Consider the following 17,647-nt stretch of genomic DNA (forward strand, 5'->3'; position numbering starts at 1 on the left):
AAAATATGCCAATACTTGATGAATATGACTGATCTATCTGTATGAACACAAAGCGAAATATTTATAAAGATACCGAACATCCTTTTGCCCAGTTTATTCGTATTATTGGCAAGGGAAAAAATGGTGCACGCTCCTTAAGCTATGAAGAAGCTTATCAGGCTTTTAGCATGATCCTGAACAATCAAGTATTGGATGTACAGCTTGGTGCTTTTCTGATGTTATTACGGGTCAAGGAAGAATCCGTCGATGAATTAGCAGGTTTTGTTCAGGCAACCCGTGATCAGCTTAACTTCAAAGCACTGGAGGTCGATCTGGACTGGTCCTCTTATGCTGGAAAACGTAAACATTACCCATGGTTTATTCTGTCTGCCCTTACTCTGGCCAAGCAGGGCTATAAGATTGTTATGCACGGTGCTTCAGGCCATACCATGAACCGTGTTTACACCGAACAGGTGCTGACTTACTTAGGCTATCCAATCTGCCAGAATGATGTGGAAGTTGAGCAGCAGCTTGAAGAAAGACACTTCGCCTATCTACCTTTAGAGGTAATTTCTCCGATTCTGTCTGAGCTGATTGGACTGCGAAATGTCATGGGACTGCGCTCTCCAATTCACACGCTGGCACGCCTGATTAATCCATTTAATGCCAAAGCGACTTTACAAGCCATTTTCCACCCTGCTTATCGTAGTTCACATCAGCAGTCCGCTTACAAGTTAGGCTATCAAAATAGTGCAGTCATTAAAGGTGAAGGTGGTGAGTTCGAACGTAACCCGGATGCCAAAACTTTAATCTGTGGAATTAAGAATGGCGAACTTTATGAGCACGAATTACCAAAACTGACTGACAACCGTAGTCCGATTGAAGAAGAGCTGGATCTAGCTGTGTTTAAGCAAGTATGGGAAGGTCAACGCTCACATGAATATGGGGAAATCGCAGTGGTTGAAACTATGGGCATTGCACTGTATACCATGGGCGAATATGACAGCTATGAAGCGGCGATGCAAAAAGCCAGAGAACTCTGGAATAGCCGTCTTTCAGTTTGATCAAACCAAAAAACAGACATTAAAAAAGACCACATCTGTGGTCTTTTTTTCGGTTTCGATTAAACGAAACGGATCGGTTTAAATTCCGGCTCATTTTTGTGATGATCATCATCACATTGTTCGCCTTCTTCTTTAGTGCCACGATCGATATAACCGCTACGTTCGGTTTCTGGCAGGTTTTTCATTTCCCAGGCATAGACAGCCTGCATACAGGTCTGACGCTGCTCCTGAGTCAGTGCTACACCATTTGGCCACTTGCCAATTTCAATGGCTGTTCTTAAGCGTTCTACAATCTCAGGATTGAGTACGGCAAGCATTTGTTCAATATTCATATTTAATCCTGCTTAAGATAGTCGAAGTCCTGATTCCAGCCCAGTTTGGTTCGACATGCATTATAGAAGTCATAACCTGGCGGATGCAGAAGATTCAGTTTAAAGGGATGCTTACGAATATGGACGCTATCGCCAACATTCAAAGACACACTGTGTTGTCCATCCGCACTCACCATCGGCAGTACGCGATTTTCACGAATCATCAGTTTAATTTCACTATGCCCTCCGACCACAATCGGACGTGAAGACAAGGTATGCGGATGCATCGGCACCAGCACAATTGCATCCATACTTGGATGCACAATCGGCCCACCACCGGAAAGCGCATAGGCTGTTGAACCGGTCGGTGTAGATACAATCAGACCGTCACTATGCTGGCGATAGACATATTGTCCATCAATATTCAGCTCGAAATCAATCATGTGTACCGATTTACCGGAGTGCAAGACCACATCATTCAGGGCAATCGCATCATAGATGATTTCACCTTTGGAGCGAACTTCCATTTCCAGCAGGAAACGGCGTTCTGCCTGAAAATCACCTTTTAATACCTGATCTAGTTTAAAGATGACTTCAGTTGGCTTGATATCGGTCAGGAAGCCCAAACGACCACGGTTCACCCCGATCACTGGCGTATTGTATTTTACCAATGCCCGCGCTGCATGTAACAGTGAACCATCCCCACCTACCACAATTACCAGATCAACTACTTCGCCCAGCAAGGCCCGGCTGACAGTCTGGGTATTTTGATAAGGTACCAGTTCAGCTGTAGCGGCATCAAAAACAGGATGTAGACCTAAATTGAGCAGATGATCATGAATCAGGCATAAGGTTTCAACCACTGAAGATTTATCCGGGCGTCCGATTAACCCGATATTTCGAAATGTCTTGTGGGAAATTTGCACCAGTGTCGTCGCTCCGCTTCGAATCCTGCTTATCATATCATTAAGCATGAATAGGATGACAATTTATAACATGATAAAGCTGTCTAGGATTTAATTTGAAATAGACTGAAATTAAGGAGAAAATGTGAAGTTTAATTTTAATTTTAATCTCAATATTTGATTAAATATTGCAAAATAACGAAAAGCTTCGCATGATTAGCACAATTTCACAGGGTCTTATTATCATTTATGAAATCTGAACGAGGTATGGGGTTAATTGCCTTAATCTTCTCCATTCTAGTCATTTCTGCATTTGTAGCATTTAGCATCTATTTGATTAGATTAGATAATATCGTGCGTGAAAAATTTGAAGGTCAACGCTGGGACATTCCAGCCAAGGTTTTCGCACGCCCGATGGAAGTGTATGTCAATGCCCCCGTCAGTCAGCAGGATTTCCAGCAAGAACTCAAATTATTAGGTTATAAAAATTCAGATAGTTATACCAAATCTGGCAGCTTTGTCAGCACTGGCAATACCCTGTATGTACATACCCGTGGCTTTGATTTTGGTGATCGGGTTGAACCTGAACAGGTATTAAAAGTCAGTTTTAGTGGCGATCAGATTGCTGAAGTAAGTGCGACCAAGCCTTCTTCTAGCGGCATTGCCCGTCTGGAACCTCTATTGATTGGCGGTATTTACCCGCAGCATAATGAAGACCGCGTGCTAATTAAACTTAACCGGGTTCCTAAGCCTTTAATTGACGCCTTAATTGCCACTGAAGACCGTAATTTTTACCATCATTATGGCGTATCTCCTCGCGGGATTGCGCGCGCAGTGGTCAGCAACATTACCGGCGGTAAACGTCAGGGCGGTTCAACTCTGACCCAGCAGCTAGTCAAAAATTTCTATTTAACCCCTGAACGTACTTTAAAGCGTAAGGTTAATGAAGCCCTTATGGCAATGCTGATTGAATTGCATTATGACAAAGATGAAATTCTGGAAGCCTATTTAAACGAAGTGAATCTGGGCCAAAATGGTAACTATTCCATTAATGGTTATGGTCTGGCCTCACAGTTCTATTTTGGCCTGCCGCTACGTGAACTGAATATTTCCCAACAGGCCTTTCTAGTAGGTCTGGTTCAGGGTCCAAGCCTGTATAACCCGTGGCGTAATCCGGAAATTGCCAAAAAACGTCGTGATGTGGTCCTACATAACATGCTGGTCATGGGGTATCTGACAGAGGATCAGTATGAAACAGAAAAAGCCCGCCCTCTTAATGTCATTTCAAAACCGACTTTAGGTCCAGCGCGTTTTCCGGATTTCCTGGATATCGTTCGCCGTCAGTTACGTACCGACTATCAGGAAACCGATTTAACCAATCAGGGTCTGCGAATATTTACCACTTTAGATCCTTTAGCCCAAACCCGAATTCAAGAAAGTTTTAAAGATACCGTGGCACGCTTAAGTAAATCCAATCCAGGACGCCTGAAAGATTTACAGGGTGCGGTATTGGTAGCACATCCGGAAAATGGAGAACTGGTAGCCGCTGTGGGTTCTACCCAAGATTTTACTGGCTTTAACCGTACAGTAGATGCCAAGCGTCAGGTCGGCTCGCTATTGAAACCGGTCATTTTTCTGACTGCACTGGAGTCTAATCGCTACAACTGGGCCAGTCCGATCGAAGACAGTGAAATCAGTATCAAGAGTGACGGAAAAACCTGGACACCCAAAAATTATAGCGGGCGCGGACATGGCATGGTGCCGATGATTCAGGCGCTCTCCCAATCCTATAACCTGTCGACCGTTCGTTTAGGTCAGGAATTTGGCCTGTCGACTTTTATTAATCATCTCAAACAATTTGGCGTGACTTCAAACATACCTTCCTATCCATCTATCTATCTGGGTGCAGTGGATATGTCGCCTATGGAAGTTATGAATATCTATGGGAATTTTGCTACAGGCGGCTTTAGATATCCAGTGAAAGCCATCCGTTCTGTGGTCGATGCCAATGGCCGATCTCTCGATCGTTATAGTCTGAGTGTACAGCCAACCATTGATCCGGCTGCCGCTTATGCCCTGAATTATGGCTTGCAGCAGGTTATGGCGAGTGGTACAGGTCGTGCAGCGTATAACAGCTTGCCACGGACTCTGAATCTTGCCGGAAAATCCGGTACGACCAATGATAGTCGAGACTCATGGTTTGCTGGATATTCGGGAAATTATATGACTGTGGTCTGGCTGGGGCTGGATAACAATAAAGTCACTGGATTAACCGGTTCTTCAGGTGCTTTGCCGGTTTGGACCAATGTCATGAAACAGTTACGTCAGAAACCGGTGAATCTGCCACAGCCGAATGAAATACAATGGCACTGGCTGGATCGTTATACGGGTTTATTGTCTGCGCAAGGTTGTGAAGGTGCCATGTACATCCCGATTTCGCGGCATGCCCTACCAAGTCAGGCAACTCCCTGCGGAATCTCGCATTATGCGACTGAGCCTTATGATATTAACTCAGAACCTCCAGCATCTGATGCAGAACAGGATGACATGAATCGCTATATACAAGAAAGTGAAACAGAAATAGAACGTGATCTTGAAAGCGAAACACGTATTATCGCCAGTGGAAGTTATAGCCAATAATTGAGTCCATGTATATGTTTAAAAAAATCCTCCCTGGTTTGCTCATCCTCAGTCTGGTGGGCTGCCAAACCATAGTAGAGCCTGAAAAGCCAGCAAGCCCTGCCAAGCCTGCAACGGAAAAGCCTAAAACACCTACACCAGACGGTGTAGTGATTACGCCTTATGAGCGTCCTGAGATCAAACGTCAGAAGATTGTAATTCCTGAGCAAAAGCAGAAAAGCCAAAAGTTTGATGATGGGCGTAATTTGCCGGCATTCAAGAGTCTGATGCTGCAAACCCAACAGGCATACAGCAAGCAGCAGTACGATCAAGCGGAAGCGTCTGCAACTCAGGCACAGCGACTGGCTCCTCAGGCATCCGAAACGTATTTGTATTTGGGGATGATTGCCAATCGTAAAAATCAGCCAGCACGAGCGGATGCCTTTGCCTTACGCGGCCTGAGTTATGCCCAGTCCAGTGCCATGAAAAAGCAGCTCTGGCAAGTTCGTCTCAAATCTGCACAGCAGCAAAAAAATGCCAAATCGATTCAACAAGCCCAGCAGGCATTAAAAAAGCTTTAAAGCCATTTTTATAGAAATTGACTTACCAAAAGAAAGCTTACATTCAAATACAGCATTTACACATAACGAATGCCGGCAATGCCATAGGCATGCTGGCGTTTTGCATAATGTAGGTCTTCCGCTCTTAATCCACCTAAAGCAAAAACCGGAATCTGTACCTGCTCTGCCATTTGCTCGAATCGCTCCCAGCCTAGTGCAGGGGTGTCCGGATGCGTCTCGGTCGCCAGTACCGGACTGAGGAGTGCAGCTTCACACCCGATCTGTTCTGCATGTATCAAAGCGCTCAGGTCGTGGCAAGCTGCCAAGTAACGATAACCAGATTTCAAGTCGCCTTGTTTCAATTCCATCAATTGGGTTTGTTTCAGATGGATCGTGCGAATCGTTTGCTGCTGCAATTCATTCAAGTGTGACCAAAGCTGCTGGTTAACAATTAACTTGGAGAGTTGATCTACCGGACATTGTGCTAATTGCATGATCCGTTCAGACGTTAGGTCTACGCGCCAATACAGCATTTGGTCTGTATCCAGATTTGATAAGATATTCAGATCTTCAGAAATCTTGATCCGCTGCGGCCATTGCAGCTTTTGAATCATAGAGTGATTGGCTTTCGGAAAATTCAGCTGTCCAAGCTCTTCCCGATGATACCAGCGCCAGGGCTGTTTAATTTCAGCCAGTTGCGCAGGCTGCACTGAAGCATGAAAAATATGCAAATTGACGATGAGATCTTCATATTCATGGGAGATAAAATCAGAGACATGCCAGCGTTCAATATCAATACCGACCTCTTCCATCACTTCGCGTCGGCAGGCTTCGACTGGTAATTCACCCTTTTCAACTTTTCCGCCTGGAAATTCATATTTATTGCCCTGATGCTGCCTGGCTTCACGCCAGCCGACTAGAACTTGATTTTGATAAAATAAAAGAGCAATTGCGACATGAATCGTAGCTTTAGTCATGATGTACAGAACCGGTAAAGTTTTACAGATTGTAAGCAAATTAGAGTTTTTTATAAATTGCTCAATATTTCGTTGACAGACCTATTCGATAATGATTATCATTTAAATCAATCCAAAACACACCACGGAGTCGACGGAATGAACGCCCCATTTAGCCTATTTACCCGTAACAATGATACTCATCATGCCTTGCCAATGCTGCACTCCAACAATCTGTTTGCACTGGGTCGTGAAATCCGGATCATGCATGCTGGCGAAGAATATCGTTTGCGTCTGACCCGCAACAACCGTCTCATTCTGACCAAATAATTAAATCAGTTCTAATAATAACAAACGTGGGAAGCAGCAGTATGAATCAGCGCATACTGCTTTTTTATTTTGCCCATCATGAAATTTCACTTTCAGGCTTAAAATTCAATGACACTTTAAGTCCGCCCAAGTCCGATGGCGCATAATCAATTTTGGCTGCATGCAGTGCCATAATTTTCTGGCAAATCGATAGGCCTAAACCTGAACCCTGAGTGCGTGTTCCTAACGCCCGATAAAAACGTTCACCCAAACGTTCCAGTACATCGGCAGCAATTCCCTCTCCTGAGTTTTCGATCAGTAACTGTGGATGCGGTGTTTTAACCATTCTAATCACAACCCGTCCCTGTGACGGCGTATAACGAATGGCATTGTCGACCAGATTGCGAATACAGCTAAACATCAGCTCTGGATTCGCTTCAATAACGACATCTTCAAGGTTGAGGTTCCAGTGAATGTCCTTTTCCTGTGCAAAAGGCTGTAAGGCCTGTAAAGCCTCCTGAACCAGATTTTTAAGATTGACCGCCTGCATGGGTAATTGCCCGGTTCGCTCCGGATCAAGTCGCGCCAGTAAAAGTAAGTTTTCCAGCACCTGCGTACCACGATTGACATCATTCTGGATCAACTGCAATGCCTGGGGGAGCTGAGCATCATCTTGATATTTTCGTTTTAAAACCTGTAGACGCATTTGAATGGCAGACAGTGGCGAACGCAGCTCATGTGAAGCATCTGCAGTAAAACGCTGTTCAGCAGCCAATGATTTCTTCAGCCGGCCGAGCATGGCATTTAGCTGGCGTACAATCGGTTGCAGCTCAGTGATTTCAGGATCAGGCATTTTGATCGGACTGAGATCCTGGGCAGTTTTAGAACCAATGGCACGCGAAATCTTGTTTAATGGCCGCAACTGGCGTTTGACCGAGACCCTTAGAATCAGCCATTGCATGAGCCATAAAATAAATAAAATTCCGGCAAAACCGAGTGTGGTTTGCCAAAGCTCATTGAAGCGTACTGCAAGCGGCTGTACGATTTTTACCTGTAAACCGTTCTCTTCTTCATTCAGGATACGGATAAAACGGCCATTTTCATAAGCAAACTGAAAGCCATTCTTATGTGTCACGGGAATGGCATTAATTAGCTCATGATTAACAGAAGTAGTCAGTACCTGCTGATCAAGTAACAGAATATATTGGATATCAAACTCTTCGCTGAGCTCATCAACCTGGGTGTCTTTGGCTTGGGTGACATCACCGAGTAACAGCTCAGAAATCTGTTCCATTAATTCATCATGCAACTGATTGGCCTGATAACTGGCAATCCCCAATAACAACAGCCAGGCCAATACTCCAGCCAATATGGAACTGAACAGCGCATGTTTAATTAACCTAGTTTGCAAGGAAATTGGAGCCGACATGAGCTTAGGCCTCAGCTTTATGCATGCGATAGCCCAGACCGCGAATGGTTTTAATCATCTGACTGCCAATTTTTTTACGCAGCTGATAGATAAATACTTCAATGGCATTACTTTCAATTTCATCTCCCCAGGCATACAGCGATTCTTCCAGCTGCTCACGCGTGACAATATGTTCAGGCTGCTGCATCAACTTGTATAGAATCTGAAATTCCTTCGCAGTCAGATTGATCGCTTGTCCCGCTTTGGTCAGGGTTTTGGCCTGAGTGTCCAGACTGAGATCCTGCCAGTGCAGAATATGATTCGGTGTTTGCTGTTTCAGTCTGAGCTGGGCTCGTACCCGTGCGGAAAGCTCTTCCAGGCTAAAAGGCTTGACCAGATAATCATTGGCCCCCAAATCAAGGCCTTGAACCCGGTCATTGATACTGTCTTTGGCAGTGATAAAAATTACCGGGGTATCTCGCTGTTGGCTACGCAAATTTTTTAGAATATCGTCACCTGTTGCATTCGGCAGACCACGGTCCAGCAAAATACAATCGTACTGATGCTGCTCAATCGCCAGAATAGCATGATCACCACGCTCAACCCGATCAACTACATAACCATCCATTTCCAGCCAGGTCTGGATACTTTCTGCCTGAGACTGATCATCCTCTGCCAAAAGAATACGCATGCTGTGCTCCCTCTGCTTATTTATTCTATCTTGCCCTGAAAAAGCACCAGACTCAAAAAAGCCACATGCTTTTTGGTAACTTGCATGTGGCTTTTTGTTGCTGTGTTCAGATTAATTTTGGTAACTTAGTCGAGATTAAAAGCGAACCTGTTCAACATCAATTTCAACACGTTTTGCCGGTTTATAGTCAATATCAATTTCACCTGTAATCACTACCGGGGTTTTGGCTGAAATCGGTTTACCTTGCCAAAGTTCATCATCAATTTCAACAGTTATAGTACCTGTGCTGTCACGGAACTGGTATTTTTCATCCCCGACTGCTTTTACGATATAACCTTTGAGCTGGACTTTGCTGTCATCTTTCATCGCAAGTGCCTGTTTGACCGTAGTCGATTTGGCAAAAGCGGCCTGATTCACAACTGTTTCGCTACTTGCTACTGCAGCAGTTGCAATAGAACCCATCAATGCAGCTGCCAAAACTGTATTTATCATCATTTTCATCGCAATCACCTCTTTTAAAGTTCTGCCCTTGTTTCGATGATGCTATTAAAACAGCCAAAGATGAATTGAATCTTAAGATTGCCTCATTTTTAAAATTAATTTAAGGGTACCACTCTCAGGACTTCTTCAAGCGTAGTGACACCTTCCAGAATCTTGCGCGCGCCGGCAATTCTGAGCGGCTCTACCCCTTCTTTTTTGGCCTGCTGACGCAGCTCGTTCAGGTTAGCATTGGCACCAATCAACTGTTTGGTGGTCAGACTCAGCGGCATAAACTCATAAATCCCGATACGGCCTTTATAGCCGGTATGCCGGCATTCTTCACAGCCTACCGCCTTAAAGACAAATTCTGGCCGAGGTAAAGGATAATCCGTGGCTAGATGTTGCCACTCCTGCTCGTTCAGGAAACTTTCCTGTTTGCAGTGTGGACACAGCTGACGTACCAGACGCTGGGCCAAAACCCCGAGTATAGTCGCGGCCGTCAGAAAAGGTTGCACCCCCAGATCATGCAGACGGGTCAGACTCGACGGTGCATCATTGGTATGTAAAGTCGATAGAACCAGGTGACCGGTCAATGCCGCCTGAATCGCCATATTGGCAGTATCCTGATCACGGATCTCCCCGACCATGATAATGTCCGGATCTTGACGCATCAGCGCACGCACGCCATCAGCAAAACCGAGATCAATACCATTATTGACCTGCATCTGGTTAAAGCTGGGTTCCAGCATCTCGATCGGATCTTCAATGGTACAAACGTTAACCTGTTCCGTCGCCAGCTGCTTCAGGGTTGAATAAAGCGTAGTAGTTTTACCGGAACCGGTCGGGCCCGTTACCAGAATAATGCCATGACTGTGGCTGGTCAGATTGTTCCAGTCGTTGAGCAGATGACCTTCAAAACCGAGTTGCTGAAAGCTTCTGACCAGTACTTCCGGATCGAAAATACGCATGACCAGTTTTTCACCAAAGGCCGTCGGCAAGGTCGATAAACGTAGTTCAGTTTCCTGTCCTTTCGGCGTGCGGGTTTTTAGTCGGCCATCCTGCGGTTTACGTTTTTCTGCCACATTCATCCGGCCCAGAATCTTGATCCGGGAAATGACCGCGGTCAGGGTATTGGCCGGCATGTTGTAAATCGTATGCAGTACGCCATCAATCCGGAAACGGATCTTGCCCGTATCTTTACGCGGTTCCATGTGAATATCACTGGCGCCCTGCTCAAAGGCAAATTGCAGCACCCAGTCCACCAGTTTGACAATATGCTGGTCATTGGCGTCCGGATTCTGGGAATCGCCCAGTTGCAGCAAGGCTTCGACGCCCTTATTTTCCCGGTCATAGGCAGAGGATTTCTGCGATCCACTCACTGCACGGCTGACCTGATAATACTCAACCATATAACGCTGGAGCTGTTCCGGATTAAGCAGTACCCGTTCAATTTTCTTCGGTGCAATATTCTGCTGAAGATTCGACATCCATTCAGTTTTATAAGGCTGATCTGTAGCGATCAGAACTTTGTCTGCCTGAATTTCTACTGCCAGAATACGGTTACGTAATGCATATTCCTGTGACATGACATTGGTCAATGCCTGCACATCAGCTTTGAGTGGATCAATGATATAGAACATCAAGCCGGTTTTTTCTGCCAGCCATTGACATAAACGGTTCAGGGTGAGTGTCGTTTGAGGATGGGATTGATCGACCAGATGAAAATTGGCGATCCACTGCAAAGGATGCCATTTTAATTGTTCACGTTGCCGATGCGTCGTCTGTACCAGCATTCGGTCGCGTTCACTGATTTTACCGTCTTTAAAAAGTTGCTCTAAACACCAGGCTGTATCAATTTCAAAGTCAAATTTCATTATTATCAGTCCCCAAACTTGACTCCACTATAACAACTTTTTGCAGTTTTTCGCAGGCTCTATCTACACTGGCCGATCCACTATGTTCCTATTTCTTCATGCAATGCCAAAACCATCACATTGTTTCGGAACATAACCATTTCCTGCTTGTTTAAGTTGGAGTTTATCTTCTATATTTTAACCAGTCCGTCTTAAATCGCTGAGGCCGAATATGGATTTTAGCGCAGTGCCCCTTAATAGCATCAGCTCTTTCCAGGACCTTATAACCCTCTTGGCTGCCGCACTTGGCTGTGGCCTGCTTATAGGCCTGGAACGAGAACGTCATAAACAGCGCGAAAGCCACCCCAGTTTTGCAGGATTACGCTCCTTTGCGCTCAGTGCTCTGCTGGGCGCACTCTGTTTTTTATTCGGCATGGTCATCGGGCTGGCTGGTGCGCTTATTATTGGAGGGATAGTCATTTTTTCCCTTCGTAATCAGCCTGAAGACCCGGGCATTACTACAGAACTCGCCTTCCTCATGACTTATTTTATAGGGGCAATGTGTCTTTGGAATATTCCGCTGTCTGCGGGACTGGCCGTCTTGTTAACCATTATTTTGATGGCCAAGCACTCCATGCATGATTTTGCGGGAAAATGGATTAAAGAGGCTGAATTCAGGGATGGACTGTTACTACTTGCACTTATACTGATCGGTTTGCCGCTTACCCCTGACCGTCCATTATGGGGAGAAGTTCTTAACCCCTATGTTATCTTGAAATTACTGACCCTGATTTTAGTCGTGCAAGCTTTAGCCCATATTGCGAAACGTTTTTTATCCACTAAAAATGCCCTGATGCTCTCTTCACTGGCCTCAGGCTTTGTTTCCAGTACTGCGACCATTGCCCAATTAGGCCTGCAGGTACGCAAAGGTGAAATGGATGCGCAGCCAAATGCCGGGGCTGCACTGATGTCATGTGTCTCCACCCTGGTCTTGCTGCTTATTGTCGTTGGAGGTGTGTCTTGGGCCTGGCTTAAACTCTTGCTCCTTCCTTCCGTTGTGGGCATGGTTATTCTGGTCGCCTGCGCATTTCTATTATTGCGCAAGGCCAAACCGGTCCAAGAGCTCGAATCTGCGGACAGCCCGATGTTCAGCCTAAAAGAAGCTGTCATTATTGCAGTGACTTTAACCCTGATTCAGGCCGGAATTTATGCGCTGGAATTGTGGCTTGGCAATGCCGGCTTATTGGCCGGCACCTTGCTTGCTTCATTATTTGAGGTTCATGCCGCAATGGCAGGTGTGGTGATTCAGGGAGATCCTTCCAACACCCATCTTATTTATGCCCTATTATTAGGTCTGGGTGCCCATGCAGTGGCCAAATCAGTAAATGCTGCCCTGACTGGTGGATTTAAATTTGCCCTGTATTTTGCCCCAGTCCAGCTTATTCAAATGGCAGTATTGATTGGACTAGTGTGGTGGAGTCTATAAATCAGGAGGGAGCGTGATGAATAGCAGTAATTATCACTTGCTGAGTATGAACTTTGAAATGGGTATCTACCGTAGCAAACTTCATCCCATAAATCCGTTCCTTATCATCCTGATAGGCTGGCCTTGGATCTAGAGATAAAACCGCTTCCAGCTCCTGAATACCCTGTGATGAGATTTTCCCGCATTTCAGTAAATGCAGTTTTTGCTGCTCCGCCTCTTCACTCCAGATGACGGCTTTACGCTCAGGCTCATCCTGCGCATAACCACTTTGCGCTTCAACAATCGCATCCGAATATTGAATATAAGGTTTGATATCTACAATGGGTGTGCCATCGAGTAAGTCACTCCCTGTGACATATACCCGGACATGCTTGCCCACCTTACTAACTTCTTTGAGTTTAACGACTGAAAGGCCAATTGGTGAGGGACGATACATACTGCGCGTAGCAAATACGCCTATTTTCTTGTTGCCGCCCAAACGTGGCGGACGAACCTGTGGACGAAACTGGCTGCTCTCGTGTTGGTTTTTATTGTCATGAAATTGCCAGACTAACCAGAGATGGCTGAATTCTTCAATTCCCTCAAAGGCGAGCAGATCATTATAGGGTCCGGCCATTTCAATATAACTTTCGACCTGAACCAGATTGGGCTGGCGCGGGATACCAAATTTTTCTTTGTAGGGAGAACGCATATAGCCAATAATCGGTAGCGTCAGTTCAGTCATCATCACTTTTTTTGATAAGCTCAATTAAATATATTCAGTTTATCGAGAATGAATTTAGATTAGAATAGCAAGCTGTTCTAATTTGATAACTTATTGAGACCTTTAATGGCTGCTTTTAACGTCGAAAAGATTACTCACGTCCACCACTGGAATGATACTTTATTCTCTTTTAAAACGACTCGTGATCCTGCTTTGCGTTTTAAAAACGGTCAGTTTGTAATGATCGGCCTTGAAGTCAATGGCAAGCCGTTAATGCGCGCATACTCAATTGCAAGCGCCAACTACGAAGAAGAGTTAGAGTTTTTCTCAATTAAAGTGCCTGATGGTCCACTGACTTCGATTTTACAGAAAGTTAAAGTCGGCGATGAGATTTTGATTTCCAAAAAACCGACAGGCACATTGGTACTGGATGACCTGAATCCAGGCAAAAACCTGTATCTTCTTTCTTCAGGTACAGGACTTGCGCCATTTTTGTCCACTATTCGCGATCCTGAAACTTACGAACGTTTTGAAAAAATTATCGTGGTTCACGGTACGCGTTTTATTTCAGAACTGGCTTATCAAGATTTAATCCTGAATGAAGTGCCAAATCATGAGTTCTTCTCGGAACTTGGCGCAAAAGAAAAACTGATCTATTACCCAACCGTAACTCGTGAAGAATATCCAAATCAAGGTCGGGTCACGACTGCGATTGAAACCGGTGAACTGTTTGAAAAAATCGGTCTGCCACGTTTCAATCCGGAAACTGACCGTGCCATGTTATGTGGTAGCCCAGCCTTCCTTGACGATGTTGCTGCACTTCTTGATCAACATGGCCTGAAAGAATCTCCACGTATGGGCGTTCTAGGCGACTACGTGATTGAACGTGCGTTCGTTGAAAAATAAGATTCAATGTCATTAAAAAACCGGGCATTAAAGTCCGGTTTTTTATTGTCTTAAATTTGAACCTGCTTCGAAGATGTTCGCTCTATGAATGCCTGCTTAACCACTTGGTATCCGGCCGTCAACCCCAAGCCTGCCATAATTATCGCCACAATAATATCTGGCAACATACTACCCGTCCCAAACACCCCGACAGCCGCCAAAATCACGGCAGCATTTCCGATCGCATCATTTCGGCTACAGAGCCAGACCGATTTCATATTGGCATCCCCATCTCGAAAAGCATATAAAATTACTGCTGTAATCACGTTAGCAATTAAGGCCAGCACACCAATAACTCCCATAGTCAGCGCTTCAGGCGGTATACCTTGTATAAAAGCGTAGATGACTTTTCCGATCACCACCAAGCCAAATACAGCCATGGTCAATCCTTTAATCAGGGCAACTGTTGCGCGCCAATACAGGCTTGCCCCTAATACAGCCAGTGAAATCCCATAATTTACTGCATCTCCAAAAAAATCTAGCGCATCTGCCCATAATGCGGATGAATGCGCATAAGCACCACCCACTAGTTCTACAATGAACAAGGTCAAATTAATGAATAATGCAATCCATAAGGCGGTTCTGAATTTGCTATTGGGCGTGGATGGTGCAGGTTCATGACTACAACTACAAGCCATATGATTCTCCGAGAATTTTCTATATAAAATACGCTATAGTCATTAGAAACTATGGAGTAACTCCAAGGTCAAGCCTGAGGTGTTTATGTCACATTATCTCATTTCAGAAATCGCGACTAAGACCGGTTTAAGTACCGACAGCATTCGCTTTTACGAGAAAAAAGGTTTGATACAGCCGAATTTTCGAGCAAGTAATCAGTATCGTTATTATGCTGAAGAAGCCTTGAAACGTTTAATTTTTATCAAACGTTGCCGTACCCTAGGCATGTCTTTAAAAGAAATCGAACATCTGATTAAACTGGAGCAGAACCCTGAACAGGACTGCTGTGAAGTCAATCAGATGATTGATCGGCATCTTCTGGAAATTTCAAATAAAATTAAAGAATTACAAATATTTGAGCAACAGCTGATGCTGCTTCGTGACAGCTGCAATACGCCCACCACAATCGATCATTGCCAGATTTTAAAAACTTTAGAATCGCTTGAAAATACATAAAACTTTCTGGAATTCTTAACTTTATGAGTGCTTCATTTTTAACTTGAAATTTAGTTGAATTACTCCAATTCCGAGTTATTTACTAGGTTGAATCCTGATTTTAGATGGTTAGAATAAAGCCGTACTTTTTTTATGTCTTTCAATTTGATCATGAGCATTTCTCACGTTACCGAACTTCTCTCACCTGCAGGCTCATTAAAAAATATGCGCTATGCCTTTGCTTATGGTGCAGACGCAGTCTATGCAGGCCAGCCGCGTTATAGCCTGCGGGTTCGTAATAATGAATTTGACCATGAAAATCTCGCGATTGGTATTAAAGAAGCCCATGAATTAGGCAAAAAATTCTACGTGGTCGTCAATATTCAGCCACATAACTCCAAGCTGAAAAATTTCATTCGTGACTTAGCTCCTGTGGTTGACATGCAGCCGGATGCACTGATCATGTCCGATCCCGGTCTGATTATGCTGGTCCGTGAACATTTCCCGCATATGGATATTCACCTGTCGGTACAGGCCAATGCCGTGAACTGGGCAACCGTCAAATTCTGGAAGAACATGGGATTGACCCGTGTCATTCTGTCACGTGAACTGTCGATTGAAGAAATTGCAGAAATCAAACAGCAAGTGCCGGATATGGAGATTGAAGTCTTTGTTCATGGCGCACTGTGCATGGCCTATTCTGGCCGTTGCATGCTGTCTGGCTATATGAACAAACGTGATGCCAATCAGGGTGCCTGCACCAATGCCTGCCGTTGGGAATATAAAGTGCTGGATGCCAAGGAAGATGAAACCGGTGATGTGATTCCAGTGAAAAATCTGGATTCAGGCTGCTGCTCCAAAGATGCCGACGAAGCACATATGCAGGCACAACACCAATTCAACGAGCCAGTGCTGTTACAGCGCAATGAAGAAGACATGTTTGCCGCAGAAGAAGATGAACACGGCACTTATTTCATGAATTCCAAAGATCTGCGCGCGGTTCAGCATGTCGAACGTCTTACCAAAATTGGTGTACATTCCTTAAAAATTGAAGGCCGGACCAAGTCCTATTTCTACTGTGCGCGTACTGCCCAGATTTATCGTAAAGCAATTGATGATGCCCTTGCTGGTAAGCCGTTTGATCCATCCTTGATGACCCAGCTTGAAGGTCTGGCGAATCGTGGTTATACCGAAGGTTTCCTGCGCCGTCATGTGCATAGCGAATATCAAAACTATGAGAATGGTTCATCCAGTTTCGATCATCAGCAGTTCTGTGGTGAAGTGTTAGAACGTAATGGAGACTACATCAAGATTGATGTGAAAAACCGTTTTGTCCTCGGTGATTCACTGGAACTGATGACGACTAGAGGCAATATCACCTTTACTTTAACGGAAATGAAAGACAAAAAAGGTAATCTGATTGAAGATGCCAAAGGCTCAGGTCATATCGTCGAGATTCCGGCCCCAGCAGATGTAGATATGCAATATGCCCTGCTCATCCGTAATCTGCCAAGTTCGAGTGCGGATATTTCGGCATCTTCACTGGCTTATCAGGCGGGTTAAATATGGCACTGCTGATTACCGACAAATGCATCAATTGCGATATGTGTTTACCGGAATGCCCGAATGAAGCGATTTACGAGGGTGAAAAGTTCTATGAAATTGACGTAAAACGTTGTACGGAATGCGTCGGTTTTTATGAACATCAGACCTGTGTAGATGTCTGCCCGATTGAATGCATTATTCCTCATCCGGAGCATCGTGAAACACAGGAACAATTACTGGAGAAGTTTAAGAGCTTGAAGCTGTTTGAAGCTTAAACAAAAAGTAAAACAATTGATTTATTCGTGATTCTAAAAACAACCTTGGGGAAAGCAGAAAAATAAGGGTTGAAAACAAAAAAAGTGTGGAGAAAAGGAACGGCTAAAAGCGATTGGGGACGCTTTTGGCTGATCTAACAAGAAGTAAAAAAAGGAACTCTGGTGTTAGCATCCTGAGTTCCTATAAAGCGAAAATAATAATAACTCTTTGAGATAAAGCACCTGGAATTTGGGGATTCCAGGTGCTCTTTTTTTACTGTCCTGAACGGATGATGTAATCAAATGCAGACAGCGAGGCTTTCGCACCTTCACCAGTCGCAATGATGATCTGCTTGTATGGCACAGTGGTACAGTCACCTGCAGCAAACACACCTTTCACATTGGTTTCGTTGCGATCGTTAATCACAATCTCGCCACGACTGCTCAGCTCAACCGGGGTCTCTTT

Annotated in this window: 19 protein-coding genes; 9 read left to right on the plus strand and 10 right to left on the minus strand. The window is 44.7% G+C overall.

Translation table 11 applies throughout. The annotated features are described in order from the left end of the window. Nucleotides 1–41: 41 nt before the first annotated feature. Entirely contained in the window at nucleotides 42–1,043 is a 1,002-nt protein-coding gene (locus tag VXQ92_RS13545; protein ID WP_416682116.1) for a glycosyl transferase family protein, read from the plus strand. 59 nt (nucleotides 1,044–1,102) lie between these two features. On the opposite strand, the gene VXQ92_RS13550 is transcribed toward VXQ92_RS13545, so the two are convergent. Together VXQ92_RS13550 and VXQ92_RS13555 are read right to left on the minus strand one after the other, a co-directional pair. Beyond that, nucleotides 1,103–1,375, minus strand: a complete 273-nt coding sequence (locus VXQ92_RS13550) for a YeaC family protein (protein ID WP_004784238.1) — start codon at nucleotides 1,373–1,375, stop codon at nucleotides 1,103–1,105. 2 nt (nucleotides 1,376–1,377) lie between these two features. Then, nucleotides 1,378–2,316 carry an NAD(+) kinase gene (locus tag VXQ92_RS13555; protein ID WP_416682117.1) on the minus strand — a complete coding sequence of 313 codons (939 nt, stop codon included), beginning with the start codon at nucleotides 2,314–2,316 and terminating at the stop codon, nucleotides 1,378–1,380. A 192-nt stretch (nucleotides 2,317–2,508) separates the two neighbouring features. Here VXQ92_RS13555 and mrcB point away from each other — a divergent pair, with 192 nt between their 5' ends. Further along, nucleotides 2,509–4,899 (plus strand): penicillin-binding protein 1B, encoded by a 2,391-nt coding sequence (gene mrcB, locus VXQ92_RS13560; protein WP_416682118.1) that lies wholly within the window; start codon nucleotides 2,509–2,511, stop codon nucleotides 4,897–4,899. Between the two features lie 14 nt (nucleotides 4,900–4,913). Beyond that, on the plus strand, nucleotides 4,914–5,459 hold the full coding sequence (locus VXQ92_RS13565; protein ID WP_416682120.1) for a tetratricopeptide repeat protein: 546 nt from the start codon (nucleotides 4,914–4,916) through the stop codon (nucleotides 5,457–5,459). Between the two features lie 56 nt (nucleotides 5,460–5,515). Here the strand turns inward: VXQ92_RS13565 and VXQ92_RS13570 are convergent, their stop codons facing one another. Then, nucleotides 5,516–6,415 carry an NUDIX domain-containing protein gene (locus VXQ92_RS13570; RefSeq protein WP_416682121.1) on the minus strand — a complete coding sequence of 300 codons (900 nt, stop codon included), beginning with the start codon at nucleotides 6,413–6,415 and terminating at the stop codon, nucleotides 5,516–5,518. Between the two features lie 138 nt (nucleotides 6,416–6,553). On the opposite strand from VXQ92_RS13570, the gene hemP reads away from it, so the two are divergent. Continuing rightward, nucleotides 6,554–6,724 (plus strand): hemin uptake protein HemP, encoded by a 171-nt coding sequence (gene hemP / locus VXQ92_RS13575; RefSeq protein WP_004645578.1) that lies wholly within the window; start codon nucleotides 6,554–6,556, stop codon nucleotides 6,722–6,724. Nucleotides 6,725–6,800: 76 nt separating this feature from the next. On the opposite strand, the gene VXQ92_RS13580 is transcribed toward hemP, so the two are convergent. The 4 genes from VXQ92_RS13580 to VXQ92_RS13595 form a co-directional block, all read right to left on the minus strand. Beyond that, on the minus strand, nucleotides 6,801–8,132 hold the full coding sequence (locus VXQ92_RS13580; RefSeq protein ID WP_416682123.1) for an ATP-binding protein: 1,332 nt from the start codon (nucleotides 8,130–8,132) through the stop codon (nucleotides 6,801–6,803). A 4-nt stretch (nucleotides 8,133–8,136) separates the two neighbouring features. Next, nucleotides 8,137–8,802, minus strand: coding sequence for a response regulator transcription factor (locus tag VXQ92_RS13585; protein WP_416682125.1), 666 nt, complete (start codon nucleotides 8,800–8,802; stop codon nucleotides 8,137–8,139). Between the two features lie 135 nt (nucleotides 8,803–8,937). Next, the gene (locus tag VXQ92_RS13590; RefSeq protein ID WP_064096609.1) at nucleotides 8,938–9,303 is read right to left on the minus strand and encodes a NirD/YgiW/YdeI family stress tolerance protein; all 366 of its coding nucleotides are present in this window, start codon (nucleotides 9,301–9,303) and stop codon (nucleotides 8,938–8,940) included. Between the two features lie 95 nt (nucleotides 9,304–9,398). Then, nucleotides 9,399–11,156 carry a GspE/PulE family protein gene (locus VXQ92_RS13595; protein WP_064096608.1) on the minus strand — a complete coding sequence of 586 codons (1,758 nt, stop codon included), beginning with the start codon at nucleotides 11,154–11,156 and terminating at the stop codon, nucleotides 9,399–9,401. A 211-nt stretch (nucleotides 11,157–11,367) separates the two neighbouring features. Here VXQ92_RS13595 and VXQ92_RS13600 point away from each other — a divergent pair, with 211 nt between their 5' ends. Beyond that, on the plus strand, nucleotides 11,368–12,621 hold the full coding sequence (locus VXQ92_RS13600) for an MgtC/SapB family protein (protein ID WP_191731021.1): 1,254 nt from the start codon (nucleotides 11,368–11,370) through the stop codon (nucleotides 12,619–12,621). 1 nt (nucleotide 12,622) lies between these two features. Here the strand turns inward: VXQ92_RS13600 and tsaA are convergent, their stop codons facing one another. Beyond that, complete coding sequence (gene tsaA / locus VXQ92_RS13605; RefSeq protein WP_416682133.1) at nucleotides 12,623–13,345, minus strand: tRNA (N6-threonylcarbamoyladenosine(37)-N6)-methyltransferase TrmO; 723 nt, start codon at nucleotides 13,343–13,345, stop codon at nucleotides 12,623–12,625. A 105-nt stretch (nucleotides 13,346–13,450) separates the two neighbouring features. On the opposite strand from tsaA, the gene VXQ92_RS13610 reads away from it, so the two are divergent. Beyond that, a complete protein-coding gene (locus tag VXQ92_RS13610) occupies nucleotides 13,451–14,230 on the plus strand; it encodes a ferredoxin--NADP reductase (RefSeq protein WP_064096606.1) in 780 nt (259 codons plus the stop codon). 50 nt (nucleotides 14,231–14,280) lie between these two features. Here the strand turns inward: VXQ92_RS13610 and VXQ92_RS13615 are convergent, their stop codons facing one another. Beyond that, nucleotides 14,281–14,907, minus strand: coding sequence for a cation transporter (locus VXQ92_RS13615; RefSeq protein ID WP_064096605.1), 627 nt, complete (start codon nucleotides 14,905–14,907; stop codon nucleotides 14,281–14,283). 85 nt (nucleotides 14,908–14,992) lie between these two features. Here VXQ92_RS13615 and VXQ92_RS13620 point away from each other — a divergent pair, with 85 nt between their 5' ends. The 3 genes from VXQ92_RS13620 to VXQ92_RS13630 all read left to right on the plus strand — a co-directional run bounded on the left by VXQ92_RS13620 (nucleotide 14,993) and on the right by VXQ92_RS13630 (nucleotide 17,202). Further along, nucleotides 14,993–15,403, plus strand: a complete 411-nt coding sequence (locus VXQ92_RS13620; protein ID WP_064096604.1) for a Cd(II)/Pb(II)-responsive transcriptional regulator — start codon at nucleotides 14,993–14,995, stop codon at nucleotides 15,401–15,403. Nucleotides 15,404–15,535: 132 nt separating this feature from the next. Further along, nucleotides 15,536–16,945 (plus strand): tRNA 5-hydroxyuridine modification protein YegQ, encoded by a 1,410-nt coding sequence (yegQ, locus tag VXQ92_RS13625; RefSeq protein ID WP_064096603.1) that lies wholly within the window; start codon nucleotides 15,536–15,538, stop codon nucleotides 16,943–16,945. 2 nt (nucleotides 16,946–16,947) lie between these two features. Beyond that, nucleotides 16,948–17,202, plus strand: a complete 255-nt coding sequence (locus VXQ92_RS13630) for a YfhL family 4Fe-4S dicluster ferredoxin (protein WP_064096602.1) — start codon at nucleotides 16,948–16,950, stop codon at nucleotides 17,200–17,202. A gap of 253 nt (nucleotides 17,203–17,455) precedes the next feature. On the opposite strand, the gene VXQ92_RS13635 is transcribed toward VXQ92_RS13630, so the two are convergent. Continuing rightward, the coding region (locus VXQ92_RS13635; protein ID WP_416681986.1) for an FAD-dependent oxidoreductase at nucleotides 17,456–17,647 on the minus strand (192 nt) is incomplete at its 5' end.

This window comes from Acinetobacter sp. 228, assembly GCF_048147885.1.